We start from the raw sequence: 26,318 nt of genomic DNA on the forward strand, positions 1-26,318 counted from the left end.
GTCAACACTCATGGGAGAGGAATTCGCATTGGCTGAGGGAACGGATACCACAAATCACGATGGATCCGCAGAAGATTTTGGTGCTAATGCTTGGCTCGTCGATGAAATGTATAAAAAATACATCGTCGATAAGAACTCGGTAGACCAATCGTGGTGGCCGACGCTCGAGAAGTTTAAGGCTTCATCAACCGGCCCAGCCGCATCCTCTACTCCCCCCGCCGCGCCGGCTGCTCCAGCTGCACAGCAGTCCGGTAGTCACGCTGCTCCCCCAACGAGTCCGGTAACGCTCCCCGCGCGCACGACCAATGTCGCGCCGCGCACAGCACCAATTCCGGCCGAGGCGCCCCGCACGACGCCCAACCCCGTCATTGAAGCTGGCGAAGATCAGGTCACCGCGCTCAAGGGCATGGCACGCACGCTCGTCAAGAATATGGATGAGAGCCTCACGGTTCCAACCGCAACAAGCGTGCGCTCGGTCCCGGCCAAGCTCCTCATTGACAACCGCATTGTGATCAACAGCCACCTTCGACGCAGCCGCGGCGGAAAGGTGTCGTTCACTCACCTCATTGGCTGGGCACTCATTCAGACGCTCAAAGAACTTCCCGCGCAGAATGTGTCATACGCCGAGGTCGACGGAAAGCCGTCGGTCGTTGTTCCGGCCAACATTGGTCTCGGCATCGCAATTGACGTGCCAAAACCTGACGGCACAAGGTCTCTCCTCGTTCCCTCTGTGAAGCGGGCCGAGACCCTCGATTTCAACGAATTCCTCGCCGCCTACGAAGATCTCGTGAAGCGCGCTCGTGACAACAAGCTCACCGCTAACGACTTCCAGGGCACCACAATCTCGCTGACCAACCCGGGCGGCATTGGCACCGTTCACTCAGTGCCTCGCCTTATGAAGGGTCAGGGCTCGATCATTGGCGTGGGTGCCCTTGAGTACCCGGCTGAGTTTCAGGGCGCCTCAGAAGAAGTGCTCACCGAACTTGGCGTCTCAAAGACAATCACGCTCACGAGCACCTATGACCACCGTGTCATCCAGGGCGCTGGCAGTGGCGAGTTCCTCAAGCACGTCCATGAACGCCTCATCGGCGGCAAGAACTTCTACGAAGAGATCTTCGCGGCCCTCCGCATTCCATACAAGCCGATTCAGTGGGCGAACGACATTCGCGTCGATATCTCGGGCGCAATCGACAAATCGGCACGCGTTCAAGAGCTGATTAACGCGTTCCGCGTTCGTGGCCACCTCATGGCCGATATCGATCCACTTGAGTACGTGCAGCGCACGCACCCAGACCTCGAGATCGAAAACCACGGACTGACCTTCTGGGATCTAGACCGCGAGTTTGTGCCGGGCGGCATTGGCGGCCAGCGCACCATGAAGCTGCGCGATATTCTCGGGGTTCTGCGTGATTCGTACTGCCGCAAAATCGGCGTCGAGTACATGCACATTCAGGGGCCGGAAGAGCGCCTCTGGCTGCGTGAGCAACTCGAAGTTCCATACGCAAAGCCGGGCATTGAAGCGCAGATGCGTATCCTCGAGAAGCTCAACGAGGCCGAGGCGTTTGAGACCTTCCTGCAGACCAAGTACGTCGGCCAGAAGCGATTCAGCCTCGAGGGTGGCGAATCAGTCATTCCACTTCTCGACGCAATGCTCATCGACGCGGCTGAAGACGGCGTCGACAGTGTCGACATCGGCATGGCCCACCGCGGGCGCCTCAACGTGCTGTCAAACATCGCGGGCAAGACCTACGGTCAGATTTTCCGCGAGTTCGAGGGAACCGCGAAGAAGACCGGGTCGGGCGATGTGAAGTACCACCTCGGTACTTCTGGCGTGTTCACCGCTCCGAACGGCACGCAGGTGCCGATCCACCTCGCAGCGAACCCATCACATCTCGAAACGGTGAACGGCGTGCTCGAGGGCATCGTGCGCGCAAAACAAGACCTCAAGCCGATCGGCTCGTTCACTACGCTCCCCATCCTCATCCACGGTGATGCAGCGATGGCTGGTCAGGGCGTTGTCTATGAGACGCTCCAGATGTCGCAGCTCCGCGCATACCGCACGGGCGGTACGATCCACGTCATTATCAATAACCAGGTCGGATTCACGACGGTACCGATGGACTCCCGCACGGGCGTGTACTCGAGCGATGTGGGCAAGGTCGTGCAGGCACCGATCTTCCACGTAAATGGCGATGACCCAGAGTCGGTGGTTCGCGTGGCGAAGCTCGCATACGAGTATCGCCAGCGGTTCCACAAAGACGTCATTATTGACCTCATCTGCTACCGCCGCCGCGGTCACAACGAAGGTGACGATCCGTCGATGACGCAGCCGCTCATGACCGACCTCATTGAGGCGAAGCGATCCACACGTCGGCTGTACACCGAGGGCCTCGTCGGCCGCGGTGACATCACCCAGGAAGAGTACGAGAAGGCAAAGCAGGACTTCCAGGATCGCCTCGAGCAGGCGTTCATGGAGACTCACGCAGCGCAGACCGGTTCGATTCCTGTCATCGATCAGAGTGGCATTGCTGAGCACAACGAGCCCAGCGAGATCTCGACCGTCTCACTCGATACCGCGGTCGATGTCAGCGTAATCGAGCGAATCGGTGACGCGCACGCGAATGTTCCCGATGGCTTCACGGTGCATCGCAAGCTGCAGCAACTTCTGCAGCGACGCTTCGACATGACTCGAAACGGCTCGATCGACTGGGGCTTCGGCGAACTGCTGGCTCTCGGCTCACTGCTCGTCGAGGGCACCCCTGTTCGGTTTGTCGGTCAAGATGCGCGCCGCGGCACATTCACGCAGCGCCACGCGGTGTTCCATGACCGTAAGAACGGTCAGGAATGGCTACCGCTGCTGAACCTGTCAGACGACCAGGCTCGTTTCTGGATCTACGATTCGCTGCTCTCTGAGTACGCTGCACTCGCCTACGAGTACGGATACTCATTGCAGCGCGAAGACGCCCTCGTGGTGTGGGAAGCGCAGTTCGGTGACTTCGCGAATACCGCGCAAGCTGTGATCGATGAGTACGTAGCAGCTGCCGAGCAAAAGTGGGGCCAGCAGTCATCAGTCGTCATGCTTCTACCGCACGGGTACGAGGGCCAGGGGCCCGACCACTCGTCGGCTCGTATCGAGCGGTACCTGCAGCTGTGCGCCGAAGACAACATGATCGTCGCTCAGCCGTCAACGCCTGCGAACTACTTCCACCTGCTGCGTCGCCAGGCGTACGCTCGCCCACGCAAGCCGCTCATTGTGTTCACACCGAAGTCGATGCTTCGCCTGCGCGGTGCAACGTCGAACGTCGAAGATTTCACAAGTGGTACATTCCGTCCCGTTATTGACGATCCAAATATTGAAGATCGCAGTAGCGTCAAGCGGGTTATTCTCACTTCGGGCAAGGTCTACTACGACCTCGCTGGTGGTCTGCAGAAGAACCCTGATCCGCGAGTGGCAATTGTGCGCGTCGAGCAGTACTACCCGCTCCCCGCGATCGATCTCACACGTGTGCTCACCCAGTACCCGGATGCCGAGTTGGTGTGGGTACAGGATGAGCCAGAGAACCAGGGCGCATGGCCGTTCATCTCGCTCGTGCTCGCGAAGCACCTGAAGAACGACCGCATCCGCGTGGTTTCGCGTGCGGCCTCGGCGGCTCCGTCGACAGGTTCGGCGAAGGTGCACGCGGTGCAGCAAGAAGAACTCATCACCCGGGCGCTCAGCTTCGAGTAAAGATGTCAGAGCGGTGTACCCGGCGCGCACAAGAACTGCGCCCGGGTACACCGGAACTGACTGAATAACTCACCCATCCCAATGCAATGTCACATATTTGAAAGAAAAGGATTCCCATGGCAACCGAGACCCTTTCACCAGAGCTAGAGGCGGTCGTCGCTCGCGCGGCCGCCGCGGCACCCGCGTATGCCGCACTCACACCAGTTGAGCGCGCGCGTCTGCTCGTCGCACTCGCAGACGGACTCGATGCGGCCAAGGCAGACCTTGTGCAGATCGGTATGCGAGAGACCGGGCTCACCGAAGCACGCCTCAACGGCGAGGTGAATCGCACCGCCGTACAGTTGCGACTTTTCGCAGAGACTGTCGTTGACGGTTCGTACCTCGATGCGCGGATCGATTACGCAGATCCAAACTTTGTGCTCGGCCCCCGCCCAGATATTCGTCGTTCGCACATTCCACTCGGCCCGGTCATCAACTTCTCGGCGTCCAACTTCCCGTTCGCATTCTCGGTACTCGGTGGCGACAGCGCAGCGATTCTCGCCGCTGGATGCCCACTGATCGTCAAGGCGCACTCGGGCCACCCCGAACTCTCCGACGCAACCGCGGCGGTAGCTCTTGAGGCAGTGCGCAAGGTTGGGGCGCCCGAGGGCACCTTCCAGCTCGTCCACGGGCGCGAGGCAGGTGTCGCAATTCTCAAGGATGAGCGCATCAAGGCTGGCTCGTTCACCGGTTCAATCGGCGTTGGCCGGTTGCTTACCGACATCGCGGCCGCGCGGCCAACCCCAATTCCATTCTTCGGCGAGCTCGGCAGCGTGAACCCCGTGTTTATCACTGCCGACGCGATCGCCGAACGTGCTGGTGAGATTGCATCAGGCTTCCTCACAAGCGTTTCGGGCTCCGCGGGCCAGCTGTGCACCAAGCCGGGATTCGTCTTTATTCCCGAGGGGTCAGCATTGCCTGAGGCCGTGACCGCAGCAGCGGGTGAGCTGGCTGAGCACCGCCTGCTCGACCCCCGCATCGCTCAGAGCTTTAACGATCGCCGCGACACGATTCTCGAGACCGCAGGTGTCACTCCTCTCATTGAGGGCGGGGTGCGGTTTGACGACGACGGCCAGGGCTGGGCAAAGCCCACCGTCGTCACGGTGTCGCTTGACGATTTCCGCGCTGGCCATGAGGGCCTCGTCGAGGAGGCGTTCGGCCCGCTCTCTATCCTCGTTGAAGTGCCTGCGGGCACCGACCTCGCCGCGCTCATGCCTGAGTTCTACGAGGGCAACCTGACCGGAACCCTGCACCTCAGCACCGCCGAAGCCGAAGGCACTACAGAGAACGCGCCGGAACTCCGCGCCCTCGTTGCTGCACTCTCAAAGCAGGTGGGTCGCGTCCTCTTCAATGGCTGGTCAACCGGTGTCGCGGTGACTCCTGCGCAGCAGCACGGTGGCCCCTACCCCGCGACGAGCAACGACTCGAGCACCTCAGTGGGCACGGCCGCGATTCAGCGCTTCCTGCGTCCTGTCGCGTTCCAGAACGCCCCCGCGGCATTCCTGCCCGAGGCGCTGCGCGACGATAACCCGCTCGGTGTACCTCAGTCGATCGCCCAGGCTGGCGAATCAGGCGACTGGGGCAAGCGGTTCGGCGCCTAATCCCAACGCAGAAAGGCTGGGTGGATCATCTGGATCCACCCAGCCTTTCTGCGTTACTGCGTGCTTACCAGAGCACGGCAATTGCGACGTTCAGTGCGGCCAGCCCTGCGATCGCACCGAGCACGCCACCTGATGCCTGCTCCTTCTTGCGGTTCATGAGCACGACCACGAACAACGCGATGAGCACGAGAAGCTTGACGCCGATCTTTGCGTTGTCAGGCGATCCACCGGTCGCGTATACCATGCCAACGAGCGCTAGCCCCGTGACGAGCAAGAGGAGCGCACCGTGCATTATGCCGTTCGCGACCTTCGCCGTGCCCTTCTTCACGTTCATGAGTTGTGCAAGCGTTGAACCGAACACGGCACCAAAGCCGATGATGTGCAGAACGAGCAAGATGCCCTTGAGAATTTCCATGCCTCTATCGTAGGCTGGCGGGCCTCAGAACGTCGAAACGTCCATAGGTCAGACGTCGAAGAACCTTCTCGGCTGGCCCACGGACCCCACTGCGCTCGAGTAGATAGGCAAGCGCGACTGACAGCAGCCACACTCCCGTAGCAATTGCAAACGCCCCAGAGGTGTTGATCATTTCGCCCAGACCTAAGCCCCAATTCGACAGCAGCGGTGAGAGAATCACCGATTGGAACAGGTAAAAGCTCAATGATCGGCGCCCCACACCGGCTATCGCAAGCCACACTCCCCTGAGGGGAACTGACACCTTCGCCGCGACAAGCGCAAACAGCGCCACAAATCCAAAGCCGCCAAACATACCCATTGTCATACTCAGCACGGAGTAACCAGCGGCAGCCAGCTCGCCCACCTGCAATATGCCGCCAGTAATGAGCCCCGCGGGAATACCAGCCACAATGGCTATGCCCAGGCCAACAATCGCTGCAGTCTGAAGCGAAATGCGTGACGGTGCTCCCTCGAGCCAGCGTCGACGCGCGGCAAACATTCCCACGAGCACACAAAGTGGAACAGTAAGCATCAGAACAGTGAGTGGCGTACCGAGAACCCAGAAACCAAGCCTCATGAGCATTGCGAGTAGTGGGCTCTCCGTGCCAGCCGAATAGAAGTCATCACTGGAACCTGCGAGATCGGAAGATTCAATGTTCCAGGCCGCAGGCCCAACCACGGGGTCAAGCAACAGGAGACCTGCGACCAGCAGTAGGGAGACTCCAACGAGGAGTCCACCCACTACCCAAACCGTGATTTTCATCGCTCGCTCGGTACGCCAGAGGAATATAGGAGCCAGGATGAGACCAGTAAGACCGTATGCGCCAAGTATGTCGCCCTCAAAAAGCAGCACCGCGTGTACCGCTCCGAACGCGATTAGCCAGAGGTGGCGCCTGAGCATCATTTTGGAAATACTCACTCGATCCACCCCTCGCCGCCACCGCGACTCAAGAAACTGGACCATGCCGTACCCGAATAGGAAGGCGAACATCGGGTACACGCGCGCATCGATAAATACCGTCGCCACTGCACCGAGGGCTCGATCAAACGAGGTTCCGTCGATGGGGTGCATCGACATTCCATCCGTCGTGTGACCCCAAAGGTACAGCGACACGTTCGCGATAGCAATAAGGAGCAGCATGAGGCCGCGCGCAATGTCGGGGGCAACAATTCGCGCGGCCTGTTCGACCTGCGAAGCGGCTAACGGGTGAGCATTCATTCCTAGTGGAAGAAGTGGCGCTCGCCGGTGAAGTACATGGTGATGCCTGCGGCCTTCGCTGCCTCAACGACCTCGGCATCACGCACCGATCCACCGGGCTGCACGACCGCGCGCACACCCGCATCGAGCAGCACCTGCAGACCGTCAGCAAAGGGGAAGAACGCGTCAGATGCCGCAACCGAGCTCTTCGCTCGCTCACCCGCGCGTGACACTGCGAGTCGGCACGAATCCACTCGGTTCACCTGGCCCATACCAACACCGACCGAAGCGCCACCGTTTGTGAGCAGAATCGCGTTCGACTTCACAGCACGGCACGAGCGCCAAGCAAATTCAAGCTCAGCGAGCGTTTCAGCGTCTGCTGGCTCCCCCGTCGCGAGCGTCCACTCAGATGCCGACGCAAAGTGGCGGTCGGCATCTTGGATGAGGAAACCGCCAGAGACCTGGCGCAACTCCACAGGGTTCTGTTCGTACCCCTCAGGCAGCACAAGCAAGCGCACGTTCTTCTTCTGCGTGAGGATCGCCAGCGCCTCGGGCTCGAAACCTGGCGCGATGATGACCTCGGTGAAGATCTCAGAAACCGTCTTTGCCATACCCTCGGTGACGACGCGGTTCGCCGCGATCACTCCACCAAACGCAGATACTGGATCGCACGCGTGCGCGAGCTCGTGCGCGGCAGCAATTGGGTCAGCTGCACCCTCAGGAGCGACCGCGATACCGCAGGGGTTCGCGTGCTTGATGATTGCGACAGCGGGACGCTCGTGGTCGAATGCGGCCCGCAACGCAGCGTCGGCATCAACGTAGTTGTTGTATGACATCTCCTTGCCGTGCAACTGCTCGGCTTGAGCGATGCCCGCACCCTCTGTCTCGCTGAAGAGCGCCGCGCGCTGGTGGCTGTTCTCGCCGTAGCGCAGCACGGACTCGCGAAGCCCGAACACCTCGTACCCGACGTACCCCTCGGTCGTCGCAAAAATGCTGTCGATGTCAGATTCTGGCTGCTCCGACTCTTCCTCGACCTCAGCCTCCTCGCTCCAGTCAGCATCTTGCTGATCGAGGAACCAATTCGCCACAGCAGCGTCGTACTGCGCGGTGTGCACGAACGCTTCAGTCGCGAGCGAGCGACGCAGTTCGAGGGTTGTGCCACCGCTCTTCACTGCCTCGATGATCGAGTCGTACCGAGCAGGCGAAACGACAATCGCGGCGTTCGCATGGTTCTTCGCGGTCGCGCGAACCATCGCGGGGCCACCGATATCGATGTTCTCGACAACGTCTGCCGCAGGCTTACCCGCAGCAACCGTCTGCTCAAACGGATACAGGTTAACTACAACGAGTTCAAACGCCGCGAACCCGAGCTGCTCGAGCTGTTCGCGGTGATCAGCCAAACGAAGGTCAGCGAGCAGCCCCGAGTGAACCGCGGGGTGCAGCGTCTTCACTCGGCCGTCGAGTGCCTCAGCGAAGCCCGTCACCTCTGACACATCGGTGACCTGGTGGCCTGCGTCGCGAATGGTCTGCGCAGTCGAACCCGTTGAGACGATCTCAACACCGGCTTCGGCGAGCGCAGCAGCAAGCTCAAGCAGCCTCGATTTGTCGCTCACCGAAATCAGTGCTCGCTTCACCGCGATCGTGTCGCGGTGCTCGTAGAGGCTCGGGTCGTGACTCTGGACTGCCATGGGGCTCCTTGGGTTCGAGTGGTGTGGATTATGAAAATTGGGAAAGGTCTAGTTCGCCGGTCGCGATCTGGCGGATCGTATCGACGAGCAGCGGACGCTCCTGCTGCTTGATGCGCTCGTGGAGCCCATCTTCTGGCTCGCCCTCACGAATCTCAACGACAGATTGCCGCAGCACAGGACCCGTATCGACGCCCTCATCAATGACGTGCACGGTGACCCCAGTCTCGGTCGCACCCGCGGCGAGCGCGTCGCGCACGGCGTGCGCACCCGGGAACAGCGGGAGCAAGGCAGGGTGCGTGTTGATGAGGTTCGGCGAGAACTCTCGCACGAATCCAGCGGGGAGGATGCGCATGAGTCCGGCGCTCACGACGAGCCCGGGATTCGGCCCGGTTCCCACCCCGTGTTCCTGAATCGCGGCGGCGAGCGCCATGCCCCATTCCTCGCGCGAGTCGTAGTCAGACGGCCTGATGACAAAATGTGGAATGCCCGCGGCTGCCGCGTGAGCGAGGCCCGCAGCGTCGGTGTCTGCGCCAACGCAGACGACCTCTGCCGGGTAGAGCGGATCCCCAGCAGCCTCAATAATTGCCTTGAGGTTGCTTCCGCCGCCTGAGATAAGAACCGCGAGTTTCAGCACCCAGTTAGTCTACCTTCTGTGTGGTGGGCCCTGAACCTCACGAAACGTGTAGCACCTCGTGCGCTCGTGCGAACGGCTGGGCCGAGGCAAGGTGCGTGCGCTCCTGATCTGCCCATCGTTCCCAGTGCGGTGCGAACATCTCTCCATCGCGGGCTAGTGCGCGAAGCTTTCGTACCGAGTCGGGGCACTCGATCCACACACCATACGCCCCGCCACGCGTGCGCGCGGCCGCAAGCGAGTCTCGCGTGAGCGATCCACACCCTTCGATGATGAGGTGGGAGCCGGGGTCGAGCGTGACCTCGGCCCCAAATTCGCCCTCGAGCCAGTCGTAGCTGCGGTACCGCCCAGCGCGGAGCGCAACGGGGAGCCACGCGCTGCCGACTGCGAGGCCGTCCCAGCCTGGGTACAGTTCATCCATCCCCACGATTTGCGGTGTGGATCCGGTGGCCACAACCAGCTCTCGCGAAATTGCGTGGGCGAGCGTCGTCTTTCCCGAGCCTGAACGCCCATCAATGATGAGCACTGAGGGCTCCTCGGCGCGCTGCAAGAACCTGGCCGTGAGCGCGGCGATCTCCAATGTACTCACGATTCGAGCCTCCCTGCGCGCATGCGAACTACGCGATCCGCAATTGTCTTCGCTTCGCCCTCATCGTGTGTGACGAGCATTGCGGTGGTGTGAGTGGATCGCAGAAGTTCAGCGAGATCGTCGGCCAGGCGGTCGCGAAGTTCGCGGTCGAGTGCCGAAAGCGGCTCGTCGAGGAGAAGTAAGCGAGGTTTTGGTGCCAGCGCCCGAGCGAGCGAGACGCGCTGACGCTCCCCTCCCGACAGCTCTTGCACCGACCGAGACCCATACCCCGCGAGCCCAACCAGTTCAAGGAGTTCTGATACCCGCGCCTGTCGCTCATGGCGTGGCATGCGCTGCACCCGCAGACCGTAGGCAATGTTTTCGGCGACGCTCTTGTGCACGAACAGCTGCCCGTCTTGAAAGACCAGACCAAACCCGCGACGGTGCGGCGGAACGCCCACGAGGTTCTCGCCGTCCCAAGACACGGTTCCGGCCGCGAGCGGCTCGAGACCAGCAATCGCTCTGAGCAGCGTCGACTTGCCGCAGCCTGACGGGCCGAGCAGGGCCACGACCTCTCGCCGAGCTACCGAGAGACTCGCCTCTCGCACAACCGGTGTTCCCCTGGTGTACTCGACGCTCACGTCACTCACCACTAGACCTGACTGCACACTCACCAACTTCCAGTTGATACTCCGGCGGGCCGCAGTCGCTCCGCACCCAACATGATTCCTGCTGAGAGTACGCCCAACACCACCGAAGCGGCGAGCGCCGCGCCATAGCTTGCGGGCTCAGGATTACTGACGAGCGTTGCGATAACAACCGGTAGCGTCTGCGCGTCAGGTCGCACGAGAAACGCCGTCGCCCCAAACTCACCGAGCGAGACCGCGAACGCGAAGCCGAGCGCAAGCCCCGCCGTGCGCCCGAGGAGCGGAAAGTCGATGGTCGCGAGCACTCTCGCGGGCGTCGCTCCGAGCATCATCGCTGCCTCGCGTGTGCGCGTATCGATTCCCCGCAGCACCGGCAATAAGGTGCGCACAACGAGCGGAAGTGCGATGAGCGCCTGCGCGATCGGAATAAGCACGACCGAGGTTCGCAGGTCAAACCCGATGCCGAGCGGGCGGTGCATCGTGAGCAGCAGCCCGAATCCGAGCGTGACCGCCGAGATCCCGAGCGGCAACATGATGGCACTGTCGTATAGTGAGATCGTCCGCTGTAAGAGGCGCGAACGAGGCTTTCTCGACACCACGAGCACGACCAGCATGCCAAACACCACCGCGATAAGCGTCGCAAGGCATGCGATCCACAGTGAGAGCCCAATCGCGTCGAACACCGTGCCGCGAAGCGGCGAAGACTCGGGTGGATCCACAAGCGCCACGTAGTTCGCAAGTGTCACCCCAGTACCTTTCACCCCCTGCAGTGAGCGCCACACGAGCGCAGCGATCGGAAGCGCGTGGAGGAACACCAGGGTGGCGCCGAACACTATCAAGACTGGAGCGTCGCTTTGCCTCGGGGCACGTTCCTCATGCCGCATGCCATACGCTCGCTCGTGCTTCCTTCGCAGGAGCGACGAGGCTAGGAGCGCGAGCGCCACGATCACGAACTGCACGAGTGAGAGCACCGCGGCGGATCGAAGATCCAAGAACTGCACCGTGAGCCGGTAGATCTCGGTCTCGATATTCGCGAACTCTCGGCCGCCCAAGATAAGCACGACCCCGAACGATGTCGCGCAAAAGAGAAACACGAGCGCCCCCGCCGAGGCGATCGCGGGCCCGAGGGCAGGGAGCGTGATCGTGACGAAAGCCCGCACCGGCCCCGCACCGAGCATCCGCGCAGCTTGCGCCTGCCGCGAGTCAAGCTGTGACCAGTAGCCACCAACGGTTCGCGCCACCACCGTCACATTGAAAAACGCGAGGGCGAGCACGACAACGAGCAGTGATCGGTCGAGGCCGAGAAAGTACAGCGATCCACCGGGGCCGAACAGCGCGGTGAACGCGACGCCCACCACGACGGTCGGCAGCACGAACGGCACAGTGAGAAGACCTCGCAAGAAGCTTCGACCTCGAAATTTCAACTTGTAGAGCGCGAACGCCGCGGGAATTCCAAGCGCGATCGACAGCACAGTCGCAAGGCTCGCCTGCGCGAGAGTATTGCCGAGTACCCGCCAACTACGTTCGAGGCCCAGCACCTCGGGAATCCCAGCCAGATCTAGCCTGCCGTCGCTCGTGAAGCCCGTCGCGATTAGCGCAATGACGGGCCAGAGGAAGAAGACCCCGACGAACAGCGCGGGAATCGCGGCCGCAGCTCCCCAGGCGAGTGCCCTGGGGAGCCTGCGATCCACAACGTGCATGAGCCCTGCTTACAGGCCGACGGTGTCACCGAGTGTGCGCAGCCAGTCTTGCAGCCCGGCCTGCACCTCGCTCGAGGAGAGGTCGTGGGTCTGGCCCTCAGCGGGAAGCGGCGCGAACTCTGCCCATGCCGCCGGAAGCTCAGCGCTCTCATCGACCGGGTACATGTACATCTCGTCTGGGATTGACTGCTGGAACTCGCTTGAGAGTAGGTACTCGATCACGGCTTGCGCGCCCTCGGGGTTTGCAGCGCCCTCGAGCACGCCCGCGTATTCGACCTGTGTCGAGCAGGTGTCGAGCAGCGCACGGGTTGTCGATGCCGTGCCGTCTTCGTTTACGGTGAATGCTGGCGACGAGCTGTACGACAGCACGATCGGGCGGGTACCGGTATCGCTCGCACCGGTAAATTCACCGTAATATGCGTCGCTCCACCCCTGAACAATGCGCGCACCGTTCTCATCGAGCTGCTTCCAGTAGTCGGCGAAGCCCTCTTCGCCGAAGGCGGCAACTGTGGCGATCATGAACGAAGCGCCAGTGCTCGATGCCGTCGGGTCAAGCAGCACGGTGAGGTCGCGGTACTGCTCCTCGGTCAGGTCTTCGAAGGACTCGGGCTCTGCAATGCCCTGCTCTGCGAACCACGCCGTGTCGATATTGATGCAGGTCGCGCCCATATCGATCGGAACCAGTGGAACCGAGTCCTCCTCGGTGCCGTCGGGGTTCACCGCATGCGCGAGCTCAAGCGCGCCGGCTGGCAAGATGCTCGCATCAACCGGTGCCGCGACACCGCCATCAATGATGCGCGACGCGAACGTGTTGTCGACCCCGAAGAATGCGTCAGCGATCGGCGCGCCCTGGGTGAGCACAAGCTTGTTCGTGAGTTCGCCGCCATCTCCAGCAGTCATCACCTCGACGTCGTAGCCCGTTGCCTCCTTCGCCGCAGCCGAGAAGGCCTCGCCGTCGATGAAGCTGTCGTGCACCACAAGGGTGACGGCGCTCGATTCTGTGCCGGTCTCTGCCTCGTCGGCGCCACCGTTCGAGCAGCTCGTAAGTGCGAGAGCCGCAGCGAGTGGCAATGCCGAGATTGCTACGAGACGAGCAGTGGATCGATTCCGTACATACGTCATTGAAGATTCCTTCCTCCGCTGGCATGAACCAGATCAGGTGTAACGGTCGAAGCACGTCGTGCTCCCTCTCAGTCCCGCGCGTCGGGACTCCCGTGGATAACTCCCCCAGCCTAACGCTTCTTCCGGCGTCGGCGCCAATTGGGCTTCGGTTCCTCCTGCACCTCGTCGGCGCGATCCCATGAATATGCTTCTACGAGCGAGTCAGGGTCTGGGTCTGCAGGGTTGAGCGGCCCCGCAGGCTTCACCTGCTCTTCGGCCTGCTCACGCGCTCTTTGCGCTGCCTCCAGCGCCGCCTGCTGGTCGAAAAGCTCTGGCTCACGAATCGGCAGGTCAGGCTGTGGGGCCGTGACCTGCTCATCATCGTCATACTCACCGGTTTCGATCGGCTCGTGTGGTTCAGAGAGTGGATCGGGCTTAAGCCGTATCGGGGCCGGGAACTCCAAAGGTTCGGTGAGCTGATCATCGGCGTCAACTTCGAGATCGCCGTGCTGCCCGGATGTTGTGTGGTCCGAGGACGTCGCATACTGCGGTGGCACCGCGTGCAGCGCGGGAACCAGAGGCTCCTCGTCAGCACGTGCGTGCTCTGAGGCGGTGTTGGTTGATGAGAATGCGGAAGTCGTAAAGGACAGTGCACGCCGTGCAATGTTTGCTCGGGCAGCGAATCCGCCAAGCAAGCAGCCGACGCCGAGCTCAGCGGCCGCGAGACCAGCAGTAAGCCATAATTCTGGCCCGACGACTTCAAGGCGGCCGGGACCCAGCGATCCACTGGCAAGCCAGCTCAGGAGCGCGACACCAAGCCCGGTGACAATCGATGCGATGACTGCAACTGCAGTGAACCCGATGCCGGAGCATCGCCGCGCAGTCTTGCCGAATGCAGTGCCCACAGCTACGCCGACCAGCGTGAGCGCAACAGGGGCAAGAACGGCACCCATGCCCCAACCGTCGGGAATCGCGGCGAACACCGGCAGACCTGGCATAGGACCAAGCAACGCGCCAAACGGAGACGCAGAACTACCGAGACCAACCGCGAACCCCGCGCCAGTAAGCCAAGCACCACTCCACACCACGAATATCGGAAGCAACGCGAGCTGGAGCACGAACATCATGATCACGCCCCAGACGTCAAGCTGCATGGCTTGCCCTGCTCCGATCACTCGCGCAAACCCGATGACGATGGCACACGCGAATGCGATGGCTGCGAGGCCCACGTACCCGGCGACCAGCATGCCCACGAGTCGCGCAGCGCCTGCGGTTCGCTCACGAAGCACGCGGGTGCGCCGCACTTTCAGCGTGCCGAGCCACGCTCCGACCCTGGTCCACAGATCGTCCCACCACTCATGCTGCTCGGTCGCGGCCCGCACGAGAAACGCTCCCGCGGCCGGAACTCCGTAGACGAGTGCGGGAACGAGCACGGTGAGCGCGATGGGAAGAGCAGATATCGATACATACGTGTCCGCGCCGCCCGCAACTGCACCGAAGCCGACAGCGCCACCGAGAACACCGGCAGCCCCTCGTCCACCACGACCGCCAAGCCGCCATCCTGAACGCACCGCAAATGCAACAGACACCAGCGTTACTCCGAGTGGTGCCAGCGACAGCACAAAACTCATGGGCTCTGCCGCGAACCCGAGTGCCTGCATCGTCTCCGCCGATAGTTCAACTGTGAGCGGCACGAGATGCGCAAGCAACCATGCCGATCCAGCGATCTGCAAAACCTCGAGCGGCTCGGAAGACAAATCGAACGACAACCACCAAATGAGGAACGCGATCCCTGTCACGATGAGCAGCGTTGTAAGCGCAGCGGCGATACCTTCGATCGCAGTGATCGCGCCTGTCAGTAGTGCTCTCATCGCCCGAAAGTCTATCGTGTGGAGAAAGTAAAGCGCCCGCCCCGGGAAAACCGGGAGGGGCGCTTTACTGCGGGTTCTTACAGTGCGGCAAAAGCCTGTACCCCGCGCTTCGCTCCGTGGGCTGCCGCAGTAGCGGCACCAAGGCGTTCGCTATAAACGCGATGCGTTTACAGCGCTGCGAACGCCTTGCGAAGGAGTTCGGCGGTCTCGGTTGGTGTCTTGCCAACCTTCACGCCTGCAGCCTCAAGTGCTTCCTTCTTCGCCTGCGCAGTGCCAGCGGAGCCAGAAACGATTGCGCCTGCGTGGCCCATTGTCTTGCCCTCTGGCGCGGTGAAGCCTGCAACATAGCCAACAACCGGCTTCGTCACGTTCGCCTTGATGTACTCAGCGGCGCGCTCCTCAGCGTCACCGCCGATCTCACCAATCATGACGATTGCCTTGGTCTCGGGGTCAGCCTCAAACGCAGCGAGTGCGTCGATGTGCGTCGTGCCGATGACTGGGTCGCCGCCGATACCGATTGCGGTCGAGAAGCCGAGGTCACGGAGTTCGTACATCATCTGGTACGTGAGGGTACCCGACTTCGACACCAGGCCGATGGGGCCCTTGCCAGTGATCGTCGCAGGGGTGATACCCGCGAGCGCCTCGCCAGGCGTAATAATGCCTGGGCAGTTCGGACCAATGATGCGGGTCTTGTTGCCGGTGGCCTTTGCGTGTGCCCAGAGCTCAGCCGAGTCCTTAACGGGAACACCCTCTGTGATGATGACGAGCAGGCCGATGCCAGCGTCGATGGCCTCAACTGCTGCGTCTTTGGTGAATGCCGGTGGCACAAACGCCACCGAAACATCGGCACCGGTTGCCGCCATTGCCTCAGCAACTGTCGCGAAGACGGGCAGCTCAACTGCGTTACCCGCTGCGTCGGTGTGCGACACAGTGGTGCCAGCCTTACGGGCGTTCACGCCGCCAACGACCTGCGTGCCCGCTGCGAGCATGCGCGCGGTGTGCTTGGTGCCTTCGCCGCCGGTGATGCCCTGGACGATGACCTTGGAATCCTTGTTCAGGAAGATCGACATAGTTCTTCTTTTCTCTCTAGTACCAGGGGTGATTAGCGTGCGTTGGCGAGCTCGGCTGCCTTATCGGCACCCTCGTCCATCGTTGCAGCCTGGGTGACGAGCGGGTGGTTCGCCTCGTTGAGAATGCGACGCCCCTCTTCCACGTTGTTGCCGTCGAGGCGCACAACGAGCGGCTTGTTTGCTGCGTCGCCGAGCTTGTTCAGTGCGCCGACAATACCGTTGGCAACTGCGTCACACGCGGTGATGCCACCGAAGACGTTCACGAAGACTGACTTCACCTGCGGATCACCGAGGATAACGTCAAGGCCAGCTGCCATTACCTCTGCTGAGGCGCCGCCGCCGATGTCGAGGAAGTTCGCGGGCTTCACGTTGCCGTGGTTTTCGCCAGCGTATGCAACCACGTCGAGGGTTGACATCACGAGGCCGGCACCGTTACCGATGACACCTACCTCACCGTCAAGCTTCACGTAGTTGAGGTCTTGTGCCTTAGCCTTCGCTTCAAGCGGATCTTCAGCGCCCTTATCAGCGAGTGCCTCGTGACCTGCCTGGCGGAAGTCTGCGTTCTCGTCGAGCGAGACCTTACCGTCGAGCGCAACGATCTCCCCCTCACCGGTGAGCACCAGCGGGTTCACCTCAACGAGGGTTGCGTCTTCACCGACGTACACGTCGTAGAGCTTCTGGAAGACCGGAACGACCTTGCCAACGAGCTCTTCAGGGAACTTCGCAGCGCGAGCGATCTCTTCAGCCTTAGCTGCGTCGATGCCTGCAATCGGATCGACCTCGATGCGTGCGAGCGCTTCTGGCTTCTCAACCGCGAGTTGCTCGATTTCCATGCCGCCCTCAACGCTGCACAGCGAGAGGTACGAACGGTTAGCTCGGTCGAGGAGCACTGAGAAGTAAAACTCTTCTTTGATGTCAGCGCCGGCCGCAACCATGACACGCTTCACCACGTGACCCTTGATATCGAGGCCGAGGATTGCCTGCGCAGCCTCAAATGCCTCATCTGGGTTCTTGGCGACCTTCACGCCGCCAGCCTTGCCACGGCCACCTACCTTGACCTGCGCCTTCACAACGACAACACCACCGAGCTTCTCGGCGGCCGCGCGCACCTCTTCAGGAGTGTCCGCGACGATGCCGGCAAGCACCGGCACCCCGTATTGTTCGAAAAGATCGCGTGCCTGGTACTCGTACAGATCCACGTACTGTCCTTCGCTTGGGAATATTTCGGATTACCCGAGGCAAAAATGTCTCGACGTCGAGAGATATCGACTATCTGCCAGTCTAACACCGCGTGAAGTGCGGATCTCCTGACCGTTCCGCTCAGAGCTTTTCAATTGGGGCGAGCTTCACGAGCAGCTTTCTCTCGCCAACCGTGTCGAACGTGACATGCGCGATTCGCTTGGTTCCCGCCCCCGTAACCGCGTTCACGCGCCCCTCGCCGTACTCGTCGTGGCGGATCCGATCCCCCATCGCCAATTCAAGGTCACCGTTGTCGCGAACACTGCCGACAATCGTATTCGGGAAGCCGCCGCCAGCTGCCTGCGCCTCTTTTGCAGCACGCTTGCGTTCGCGCCACTTCTCGAGGGCCGACTGCATGTTGCCGCTCGCGGGTTCTGAAAGCGCAGCGGATCCACTGCCTGTTCCAAACGACACTTGAGAATCACGGTTTCGCGACCAAGAGGCGCTCGACGAACCGGCACCTGGTGATCGTGATGCGTTGAGCGCACGGGATTGAGTGCCCCCTTGACTCGTGACTTCGCCGGGAGACTGCCTCCAGTCGATGAGCGATTCAGGAATCTCTTGCAGGAACCTCGATGGCATCGCCACCGCGATGTCTCCAAACGTTGCACGCGTCGAAGCAAGTGTGATGAAGAGGCGCTTTCTCGCACGCGTAATTCCGACGTACATGAGACGGCGCTCCTCGTTAATACCGCCCACCTCATCGACGGACATCTGGTGCGGCAGCAGGCCCTCTTCAACGCCGGTAATGAACACGGCCGGATACTCCAGTCCCTTCGCAGTGTGCAGGGTCATGAGCGAAACAGTTCCGCTTTGGTCGTCAAGGTCGTCTGCGGCGGCGACAAGACTCACCTCTGTGAGAAATGCCAAGAGCCCGGCCCCTGGCTGCTGTGCGTCGAATTCTTTCGCAACCGCGAGGAGTTCTTCGAGGTTCTCGGCTCGCGCGTCATCTTGCGGATCGCGTTTCGCCCGCAGCTTCACAATCATCTCGGTTTCATCGAGCACGAGTTTCAGTACGTCGGCGACCGCAGCGTACTGAGGCGAAGCATCGGTGGCCTCATTATCCAGAGGGTCGGCCTGCGGTACACCAGCCGCATCGCCAAGCGCCAACGTAGTGGCCCGCTCAAGCATCTCTCCGAGCTCAACTACCGTAGTGCGCACCTTCGGACCAAGTGCCGGAATCTCTGCTGCGCGCAGCATCGCCTCGCGGAAGGTGATGCCCTCAGCTTCTTGGAAGTTCGCGAGATGCGCCTCAGCCATCGGGCCGACACCGCGCTTCGGAGTTCCGAGCATGCGTGACCAGGCGATGGGGTCATAGGGGTTCGCAATAGTAGTGAGGTACGCCATCGCGTCTTTGATCTCGGCTCGCTCGTAGAACTTTGTGCCACCAAGGACCCGGTACGGAATCGCAGCGCGAATGAGCAACTCTTCAAGAGCACGAGTTTGGGAGTTTGTACGGTAGAACACAGCGATGTCTCCGTACGCCATGCCCTCGGAGCGAAGCTCCTCGATCTCGTCTGCGACGAATCTCGCCTCGTCGTGCTGCGAGTAACCGGTAAAGCCGGTGATCTTTGCACCGTCGCCCTCAGCGGTCCACAATCGCTTTTCCTGGCGATCGAAATTATTGCCGATCACAGCGTTCGCCGCAGAAAGAATGTTCTGAGTCGATCGGTAGTTTTGCTCAAGCTTCACCACTTCAGCACCCGAGAAGTCACGCTCGAACTCGACAATATTTCGAATATCTGCACCGCGGAACGCGTAGATCGACTGATCTGAGTCGCCGACAACTGTGAGGCTTGCGCCAGGAATGCGCCCGAGCCCATCGAGCTCGCGTTCGCGCACCGGCGGCATGAGCCCATGAACCTCTTCAGGTTGCACCGGCTTCGTCAACTCACGAATCAGCGCGTACTGCGCGTGGTTCGTGTCCTGATACTCGTCGACAAGAATGTGCCTGAACCGCCGCTGGTAGATCGCAGCAACATCGGGATGAGCCCGAAACAGGTGCACAGTCTGACCGATGAGGTCATCGAAGTCGAACGCGTTCGCGCGCTTGAGCTCTTGTTCGTACGAGGTAAAGATCTCGTTGAAAATGCGCTCCCGCGGGTCTGAGCCGTTCATCGTCGCCGCGTGATCAGCGGCATCGGTGAGTTCGTTTTTCAACCTCGAGATCTTCGCGCCCGAGTTCGCCGGGGTAAAGCCGTACGTGTCTGCGTCGAGGTCTTTGATGATCCGCTTTAATAGCGCCCGCGAATCGGCCGAATCGTAGATCGTGAACCCAGATACGTACCCAAACCGCTCGGCCTCGCGCCGCAGAATTCGCACGCACGCGGAGTGGAACGTCGACACCCACATGCCCTCAACGTCAGCACCGAGCAAGCCCTGCATGCGCTCGCGCATCTCAGACGCTGCCTTATTCGTGAACGTGATAGCGAGAATCTGGCTTGGCCATGCTTCTTTCTCACGAATGAGATGCGCGATTCGGTGGGTCAACACGCGAGTCTTGCCAGAACCCGCCCCGGCAACGATCAAGAGAGCGGGGCCACGCGCGGTCACGGCTCGTCTTTGCTCAGGGTTGAGCCCATCGAGCAGTGGATCGGTACCAGCACCCGCATTCGCGCCGCCAAACGGCACACCTGGGTCGAGAAGTTCAAAGTCGCTCATTGTGAATACAGTCTAGGAGGCACCTCTGACAGAGAGCACCCAGAAGGCTCGAGATGCGAGAGAATGGTGCAATGCGTCGAACCGAGGTTGAACTGCCCACCGTGCTCATTTTCGCTACCGGTGGCACTATCGGAATGCATGATCTCGGCAAAGGCCTAGAGATAGACCCGAACTTTGGCGAGATCCTTGAGCATCGTGCGAACGAGATAGCGTTGCGTCTCGGATACCGCGCCCGCGTGAATCAGCTTCAGCCCGCAATCGAGAGCGCGAACGCAGACGAAGAGACTGCCCCAAAAATTGCTCGCGCTATACGTGCTCGAGTGGGAGCGATGCGCGCGAGCGCAGTAGTGGTTACGCACGGAACGGACACTCTTGCGTACACCGCATCGCGTCTCGCGTTCGAGCTCGCAGACCTCGGTGTACCAGTGACCATCACCGGCAGCCAGTTCCCACACGGAGCAGAACAGACTGACGCGTTCGACAATCTGTCCCTCGCGATCCGCACGGTCACCCAGGCTAACCCGAAAGCGCCCGTCTCAGTCGCGTTCGGTGGCACAGTGATTCCCGCGGTCCGGGCGACGAAGTCTGACGCTGAGGGGCTCATCGCGTTCCGTGCAGAACGAAAACTGGGTGGCGCGCCACGGGGTCTTCCGCAGCGATCAGTTGACGGTGGATCGTCGATCGCCCGAGTCGTCACTTTTCGATTCACCCCCGGCGTGAATGCAGCCGACCTCCTCGCTGCAGTTGGTGGTGGGCCAGACGCGCTCGTTCTCGAGTGCTACGGCGCGGGCAATGCACCCATGGCGCAGCGCGGCATTGCAGACGCACTCGCTGAGGTGAGCGCACGCATGCCGGTGGTCGCCGTCACTCAATGCGCCCTGGGCAGCGTCGACACCGAGCGCTACGCGGTCGGCCGCCAGTTTGCGGCGACGGGAGTCATCGGCGGCAGTGACCTCACGCTTGAGGCGGCCATCGCTAAGGTCGGGTACCTCATCGATCAGGGATTCACCCGGCCCGAGATTGCAGAGCTCATGCCACACAATCTTGTCGGCGAGCTCACTCCGTCAGCTGCCTGACGCCCCGCGTGCCGCCACCCCGAGATCGGGGTGATCTACGAAGATCCCGTCGACTCCCGAAGAGATGATGAGCGCAAACTCTGCCTGCCAATCGCCCCACTCCGCGTGACGCATCGAAGAATGAAATCGCATGTTCAGGTAGCGGTTCTCTGGCCTCAGCGTCCAGGTATATACGAGTAGCCCGCGTTCGTGTGCGCGCTGCGCGAGGTCGGTGGGGCCTGCTGCGAGACCGAATGGAGTCGTGCGAATGAGGCTGCTCTTATCGACGCTCACACCGTCGACCCGCCCGACCAAGCTGTCGAGGCCGGCATTCGTACGGTACCAACCGTAAGGGTTCGCACGCGGGCCGCCGGCCCTCGCTCGCGCTACCTCGTCGGCCGGTGCGCCAATGCGCTCGGCGAGAAACACAAGGCTCGCTCGCACTCCTGCATCGCGCAATTGCTCAAGCACCCCAAGCTCAAAGCATTCGATAACGAGTCGCTCAGGTCGATCCGCCCACCCGGCGGTACTGAGTTCTGACAGCAGCAACGCACCAATATCGACGCCGATCGACGCAAAATAGTCTGCGTGCTTCACCTCGACGATAACCGCGATCTCGCGCCCACTCGACGCGCTCTCCTGGTCGATAATGCGAAGCACATCGACAAGGCGCAAGATTGGCTCGGTTCGATCAAACTCCCTGTTTTCTGGGCGGATCCGCTTCAACCGCTCAACGCACCTGAGTTTCGAGAGCTCCGCCCAGGTAAAGTCCTCAGTGAACCAGCCTGTGAGCCGCTTTCCGTCGATCGTTTTCGTCGCGCGGCGATCCGCAAACTCTTTGCGCGAAGCAACATCGGTGGTGCCCGAAATCTCATTCTCATGACGCACCACAAGCACGCCGTCGCGAGTCACGACAATATCTGGTTCGACCGCATCGGCACCGAGCTCACACGCGAGCCGATACGAGGACTCGCTGTGCTCTGGCCGGTAACCGGGTGCGCCGCGGTGCCCAATCACCAGTGGGTGCAACGAATCGGAAACCATGCGTCAAGCCTACGACCCCAGGCAGCGCGCCGTCAGCGAACATCAGGCAGTGTCACAGCCAGGAGCTAACGTTGCGCCGATAGACTCAATTACATATTGCCCGATCCGCTTCGAAAGGTCCCAGCGCATGAGCAATCCCGCACTCAGCAATAACCCCGCTCTCAACGGCAAAACACTCACCGCCGAGGAGTTGCGCCGTATTTACGAACAGCCCGCAGCCGAAACGCACCGTCCAGGTGTTGATGCGCCAGCCGAGGCAGCACAGCCACCGGTCATCACGCCCTCAGATCGGCCAATGACCTATGAGAACACCATCTCGAAGACGGTGCTGCTCTTCGTCGTCGTGCTCGCACTCGGTGCCGTCGGTTGGTACATGCCGGCACTCATGATCCCCGGAGCAATTGCTGGCCTCGTGCTCGGACTCGTGAACGCGTTCAAGAAGGAGCCGAGCGTTCCACTCATCGTCGCATATGCGGCAGCGCAGGGCCTCTTCCTCGGCGGCATCTCGGGCACATTCGAAGCACTGTATCCAGGCATCGTGACGCAAGCGGTCGTCGGCACACTCTCGGTCTTCGGCGTCACGCTTCTCCTCTTCCGCAGCGGCAAGGTGCGCACGAGCCCTCGCATGACGAAGATCTTCCTCGTCGCCATGGTCGGCTACCTCGCGTTCTCGCTCGTCAACGTCGGCATGATGGTCTTCGGCGCAACCGACTCAGCGTGGGGCATGCGCAGTGGAACCCTCGGAATTGTCATCGGTATCCTTGCGGTACTCCTTGCCTCGTACTCACTCGTCATGGACTTCGAACTTATTCAGAACGGTGTCAAGAACCGTGTTCCTGAAAAGTGGGCATGGAGCGCAGCTTTCGGCCTCACAGTCACGCTCATCTGGCTGTACATCGAGATCCTGCGCATCATCGCAATCTTCCGCGATTAACAAGACGCATAGAAAATGCCCCCGGCCACAAGGCCGGGGGCATTTTCGTTATTCTGCTGTTCCCACTCGGGCGCTCACGCACCCGAGTGCCACACTGCGTCTATATCGAGTGGGTTACTCCCACTCGATTGTCCCGGGTGGCTTCGAGGTCACATCGAGCACCACTCGATTTACCTCTGGCACCTGGTTCGTGATCTTGTTCGAGATGCGTGCAAGCACGTCGTAGGGCACACGAGTCCAGTCGGCGGTCATCGCATCTTCCGACGACACCGGGCGCAACACGATGGGATGCCCGTAGGTACGGCCGTCACCCTGCACACCGACTGAGCGCACATCTGCGAGCAGCACGACGGGGCACTGCCAGATCTCACCGTCGAGCCCAGCTGCGGTCAGCTCAGCACGAGCGATCGCATCGGCCTCGCGAAGAATCTCGAGACGCTCGCGCGTGACCTCACCAACAATGCGGATACCTAGACCGGGGCCAGGGAACGGCTGACGACCGACAATCGCCTCGGGAATACCGAGCTCACGTCCGATCGCACGCACCTCATCTTTAAACAGTGCGCGAAGCGGCTCGATGAGTTCAAAGTCGAGGTCTTCAGGCAGACCACCGACATTGTGATGGCTCTTGATGTTCGCAGTCCCCGATCCACCGCCCGACTCGACAACATCGGGATAGAGCGTGCCCTGCACGAGGAACTTCACCTTTTCGCCCTCGGCCTTCGCCTCGGCGACAAGATCGAGCTGCACCTTCTCGAACGCGCGAATGAACTCGCGACCGATAATCTTACGCTTCTCCTCGGGATCGGTAACGCCCTCAAGGTGACCAAGGAAGATGTCGGCTGCGTCAACGGTGATGAGATGCACACCGGTCGAGGCAACATAGTCGCGCTCCACCTGCTCACGCTCGCCCTTGCGCAGCAGCCCGTGATCTACAAACACGGCGGTGAGCTGATCGCCAATGGCCTCATGCACGAGCGCAGTCGAGACAGCCGAGTCGACACCACCAGAAAGCGCCGAGATGACACGTGCGTTGCCAACCTGCTTGCGAATCGCCTCGATCTGCTCGGCGATAACATTGCCTGCGTTCCAATCAGAGGGAATGCCAGCAACATTGTGCAAGAAGTTCTCAAGCACCTTCTGGCCGTGGTCGGAGTGCTTCACCTCGGGGTGCCACTGCACACCATACTGTTTGCGTTCTGCCGATCCAAATGCCGCCACCGGGGTAACCGCGGTCGAAGCGAGCACCTCGAACCCCGCTGGGGCCTGCTGAACTGCGTCGCCGTGGCTCATCCACACATTTTGATCCGAGGGCTGGCCCTGGAGAATCGCTCCCCCGTCGCCCACAACCTGCGCCGCCGTTGCGCCGTACTCGCGGTCTCCCGTGTGCGCAACGGTGCCACCGAGGGCACGTGCCATGACCTGAAACCCGTAGCAAATACCAAGTGTCGGAATGCCGAGATCGAAGATTGCATCGTCAAACGCTGGCGCACCCTCTGCGTAGACCGACGACGGCCCACCCGAAAGCACGATGCCAAGTGGCTGCTTCGCGAGCACCTCGTCTGCCGTTATCGTGTGCGGCACCAGCTCGGAGTACACCCCCGCCTCGCGAACGCGTCGTGCGATGAGCTGTGCGTACTGTGCGCCGAAATCTACGACGAGTACGGGGCGGTGCCCGATATGCGCCTGCTCTGTCATGCTTGGCCTTTCATGGGAGTCGTCGACGGATCCGAGGCAGCGAGCGCGGCCTCCTTTTCATCGAGGAAGCTGGTGACCTCGCGGGCGACCCTGCCCTCGAGGAAGAATGACAGGAAGGGGATGACCCCGCCAAGTGCGATGAGCAGGAACTTGGTGAAGCCCCACCGCATCGGGCTCCACAGCAGGAAGTCTGAGATGAGGTACACCACGTAGAACCAGCCGTGCGCAATGAGGATCGCCTTGAACAGGTCGAAGCCCTCGCGAGGGAACTCGGCCTCCTGTCCCTCAGGCACGATAGGGAGGAATTCGGCGATCGCGTTCGGCGTGAAGAGAAATAGTGCAACGCCAAACGCGTACTTCATCACCATTACGGCGCACAGAAGCAACAGCATGATGCCGGTGATCACCGAAGTCACCTTATAGATGCTCAGTGAACGACGAATCCGGGGGTAGTCCTCGGGCTTGGGCTGCAGTTGCATGGCTTCCATTCTATGTCGGGTTTTGGGTTGCGGATTCGGCCGCGGCATTCGCCTCGGCCTCCATGAGCAACATCATTTCGTGCTCCTTCTCCCATGCATCGCGTGCGAGTCGGTACCAGAGGAACAGGGCGACCACTCCAAACACCACCCATTCGATGGCGTAGAAGACGTTGAGCCAGCTCACGCGCTCTGGTTCATCGGGCGCAACCGAGTCGATGGGAGTGAGCCCAGCCTCGCTCAGGAGTGTTGACGTAGCATCGTTGCTCGGGTGCAGCACGAGATACCCACCGTAAATCGGGCCCTCTGGCGCGGTATCCCAAATATTCACGAGGTGCGCGGGCAGCATGGTGCGCATAGTGTGTGGATCATCGCTGCGGGCTGGCGTCTCAGGGGCCTCGGGCGGCAAATACCTGCCCTCAATCATGAGGGTCTCAGCTGGCATCGCGTCGAGCCTCTCGATCGCTGACTGAGCTTCGGAGTCACTCGGCGCCCAACCAACTGCCACCGACAAACTCGCAACTTGCTCACCGTCACGCTCAAAGTGCGCAACCACCCAAGAGCCCAGTGCACGATCGGGGTCGTTCTCGGGGTCTTCTGATCCGCTATTCAATCGATCGCTCACGATTGCATAGTCGCCAGCGACAAAGGCGCCGTCGATAGATACCACAGCGCCCGCCGCGATCTCCGGTATTCCGGGAATCGGGTCGGTCAGCTCGTCAATTGGCCGAACGGTCTCTGTGTTTGTGAGTTCGTCGACATTGTGGCGGATCGCATTCTCCATCTGCCATTGACCGAGCCATGCAAACACACTCGCAACGACAAGAGCGAGGATCAGCGCCAGGATCCACTGGGGTCTGCGCATAACCTGCGCGAGCGTCGGCTCCCCGAGGTACTCAGGACGTCTTCTCGACAT

20 protein-coding genes and 1 riboswitch are annotated in these 26,318 nt (G+C 61.2%); of the genes, 4 read left to right on the forward strand and 16 right to left on the reverse strand.

Annotated features, from left to right (window positions below; all coding sequences use genetic code 11):
• Positions 1-10: 10 nt before the first annotated feature.
• Complete coding sequence (locus H9L06_RS03895) at positions 11-3,727, forward strand: multifunctional oxoglutarate decarboxylase/oxoglutarate dehydrogenase thiamine pyrophosphate-binding subunit/dihydrolipoyllysine-residue succinyltransferase subunit (protein WP_187555939.1); 3,717 nt, start codon at positions 11-13, stop codon at positions 3,725-3,727.
• Positions 3,728-3,843: 116 nt separating this feature from the next.
• Positions 3,844-5,367: an aldehyde dehydrogenase (NADP(+)) gene (locus H9L06_RS03900; RefSeq protein ID WP_187555940.1), complete on the forward strand. Its 1,524-nt coding sequence runs from the start codon at positions 3,844-3,846 to the stop codon at positions 5,365-5,367.
• A gap of 64 nt (positions 5,368-5,431) precedes the next feature.
• Here the strand turns inward: H9L06_RS03900 and H9L06_RS03905 are convergent, their stop codons facing one another.
• The 12 genes from H9L06_RS03905 to H9L06_RS03960 form a co-directional block, all read right to left on the reverse strand.
• On the reverse strand, positions 5,432-5,782 hold the full coding sequence (locus H9L06_RS03905; protein ID WP_187555941.1) for a hypothetical protein: 351 nt from the start codon (positions 5,780-5,782) through the stop codon (positions 5,432-5,434).
• 4 nt (positions 5,783-5,786) lie between these two features.
• On the reverse strand, positions 5,787-7,040 hold the full coding sequence (locus tag H9L06_RS03910) for a DUF418 domain-containing protein (RefSeq protein WP_246454483.1): 1,254 nt from the start codon (positions 7,038-7,040) through the stop codon (positions 5,787-5,789).
• Between the two features lie 2 nt (positions 7,041-7,042).
• Positions 7,043-8,707 (reverse strand): bifunctional phosphoribosylaminoimidazolecarboxamide formyltransferase/IMP cyclohydrolase, encoded by a 1,665-nt coding sequence (purH, locus tag H9L06_RS03915; RefSeq protein WP_187555942.1) that lies wholly within the window; start codon positions 8,705-8,707, stop codon positions 7,043-7,045.
• A gap of 28 nt (positions 8,708-8,735) precedes the next feature.
• The gene (purN, locus tag H9L06_RS03920) at positions 8,736-9,341 is read right to left on the reverse strand and encodes a phosphoribosylglycinamide formyltransferase (RefSeq protein ID WP_187555943.1); all 606 of its coding nucleotides are present in this window, start codon (positions 9,339-9,341) and stop codon (positions 8,736-8,738) included.
• A gap of 37 nt (positions 9,342-9,378) precedes the next feature.
• The gene (locus tag H9L06_RS03925) at positions 9,379-9,927 is read right to left on the reverse strand and encodes a nucleoside/nucleotide kinase family protein (protein ID WP_246454484.1); all 549 of its coding nucleotides are present in this window, start codon (positions 9,925-9,927) and stop codon (positions 9,379-9,381) included.
• Positions 9,924-10,580, reverse strand: a complete 657-nt coding sequence (locus H9L06_RS03930; protein WP_246454485.1) for an ABC transporter ATP-binding protein — start codon at positions 10,578-10,580, stop codon at positions 9,924-9,926. Before H9L06_RS03930 ends, H9L06_RS03925 begins: the two co-directional genes overlap by 4 nt.
• Entirely contained in the window at positions 10,577-12,253 is a 1,677-nt protein-coding gene (locus H9L06_RS03935) for an ABC transporter permease (RefSeq protein WP_187555944.1), read from the reverse strand. The genes H9L06_RS03930 and H9L06_RS03935 overlap by 4 nt, the downstream gene beginning before the upstream one ends.
• Before the next feature lie 9 nt (positions 12,254-12,262).
• Positions 12,263-13,375 (reverse strand): thiamine ABC transporter substrate-binding protein, encoded by a 1,113-nt coding sequence (locus H9L06_RS03940; RefSeq protein ID WP_187555945.1) that lies wholly within the window; start codon positions 13,373-13,375, stop codon positions 12,263-12,265.
• Positions 13,369-13,479: riboswitch (TPP riboswitch) on the reverse strand. It overlaps the preceding gene by 7 nt.
• 6 nt (positions 13,480-13,485) lie before the next feature.
• Positions 13,486-15,225: a cell division protein PerM gene (locus H9L06_RS03945; RefSeq protein WP_187555946.1), complete on the reverse strand. Its 1,740-nt coding sequence runs from the start codon at positions 15,223-15,225 to the stop codon at positions 13,486-13,488.
• Positions 15,226-15,392: 167 nt separating this feature from the next.
• Positions 15,393-16,295: a succinate--CoA ligase subunit alpha gene (sucD, locus tag H9L06_RS03950; protein WP_187555947.1), complete on the reverse strand. Its 903-nt coding sequence runs from the start codon at positions 16,293-16,295 to the stop codon at positions 15,393-15,395.
• A gap of 32 nt (positions 16,296-16,327) precedes the next feature.
• Positions 16,328-17,494 carry an ADP-forming succinate--CoA ligase subunit beta gene (sucC, locus tag H9L06_RS03955; protein ID WP_187555948.1) on the reverse strand — a complete coding sequence of 389 codons (1,167 nt, stop codon included), beginning with the start codon at positions 17,492-17,494 and terminating at the stop codon, positions 16,328-16,330.
• 121 nt (positions 17,495-17,615) lie between these two features.
• Positions 17,616-20,195, reverse strand: coding sequence for an ATP-dependent helicase (locus tag H9L06_RS03960; RefSeq protein ID WP_187555949.1), 2,580 nt, complete (start codon positions 20,193-20,195; stop codon positions 17,616-17,618).
• Between the two features lie 71 nt (positions 20,196-20,266).
• Between H9L06_RS03960 and H9L06_RS03965 the strand changes: the two genes are divergently transcribed.
• Positions 20,267-21,271 carry an asparaginase domain-containing protein gene (locus H9L06_RS03965; protein WP_187555950.1) on the forward strand — a complete coding sequence of 335 codons (1,005 nt, stop codon included), beginning with the start codon at positions 20,267-20,269 and terminating at the stop codon, positions 21,269-21,271.
• Here the strand turns inward: H9L06_RS03965 and H9L06_RS03970 are convergent.
• The gene (locus H9L06_RS03970) at positions 21,260-22,294 is read right to left on the reverse strand and encodes a glycerophosphodiester phosphodiesterase family protein (protein WP_187555951.1); all 1,035 of its coding nucleotides are present in this window, start codon (positions 22,292-22,294) and stop codon (positions 21,260-21,262) included. The two genes, H9L06_RS03965 and H9L06_RS03970, sit on opposite strands and share 12 nt — an antisense overlap.
• A gap of 127 nt (positions 22,295-22,421) precedes the next feature.
• On the opposite strand from H9L06_RS03970, the gene H9L06_RS03975 reads away from it, so the two are divergent.
• Entirely contained in the window at positions 22,422-23,228 is an 807-nt protein-coding gene (locus H9L06_RS03975; protein WP_187555952.1) for a Bax inhibitor-1/YccA family protein, read from the forward strand.
• Positions 23,229-23,342: 114 nt separating this feature from the next.
• On the opposite strand, the gene guaA is transcribed toward H9L06_RS03975, so the two are convergent.
• The 3 genes from guaA to H9L06_RS03990 are packed head-to-tail and all read right to left on the reverse strand — an operon-like array spanning position 23,343 to position 26,318.
• Positions 23,343-24,926, reverse strand: coding sequence for a glutamine-hydrolyzing GMP synthase (gene guaA, locus H9L06_RS03980; RefSeq protein ID WP_187555953.1), 1,584 nt, complete (start codon positions 24,924-24,926; stop codon positions 23,343-23,345).
• Positions 24,923-25,405: a DUF3817 domain-containing protein gene (locus H9L06_RS03985; protein ID WP_187555954.1), complete on the reverse strand. Its 483-nt coding sequence runs from the start codon at positions 25,403-25,405 to the stop codon at positions 24,923-24,925. Before H9L06_RS03985 ends, guaA begins: the two co-directional genes overlap by 4 nt.
• A 10-nt stretch (positions 25,406-25,415) precedes the next feature.
• On the reverse strand, positions 25,416-26,318 hold the full coding sequence (locus tag H9L06_RS03990) for an SURF1 family cytochrome oxidase biogenesis protein (RefSeq protein WP_246454486.1): 903 nt from the start codon (positions 26,316-26,318) through the stop codon (positions 25,416-25,418).

The sequence above is a fragment of the Leucobacter denitrificans genome (assembly GCF_014396385.1).
Taxonomy (GTDB): Bacteria; Actinomycetota; Actinomycetes; order Actinomycetales; family Microbacteriaceae; genus Leucobacter; species Leucobacter denitrificans.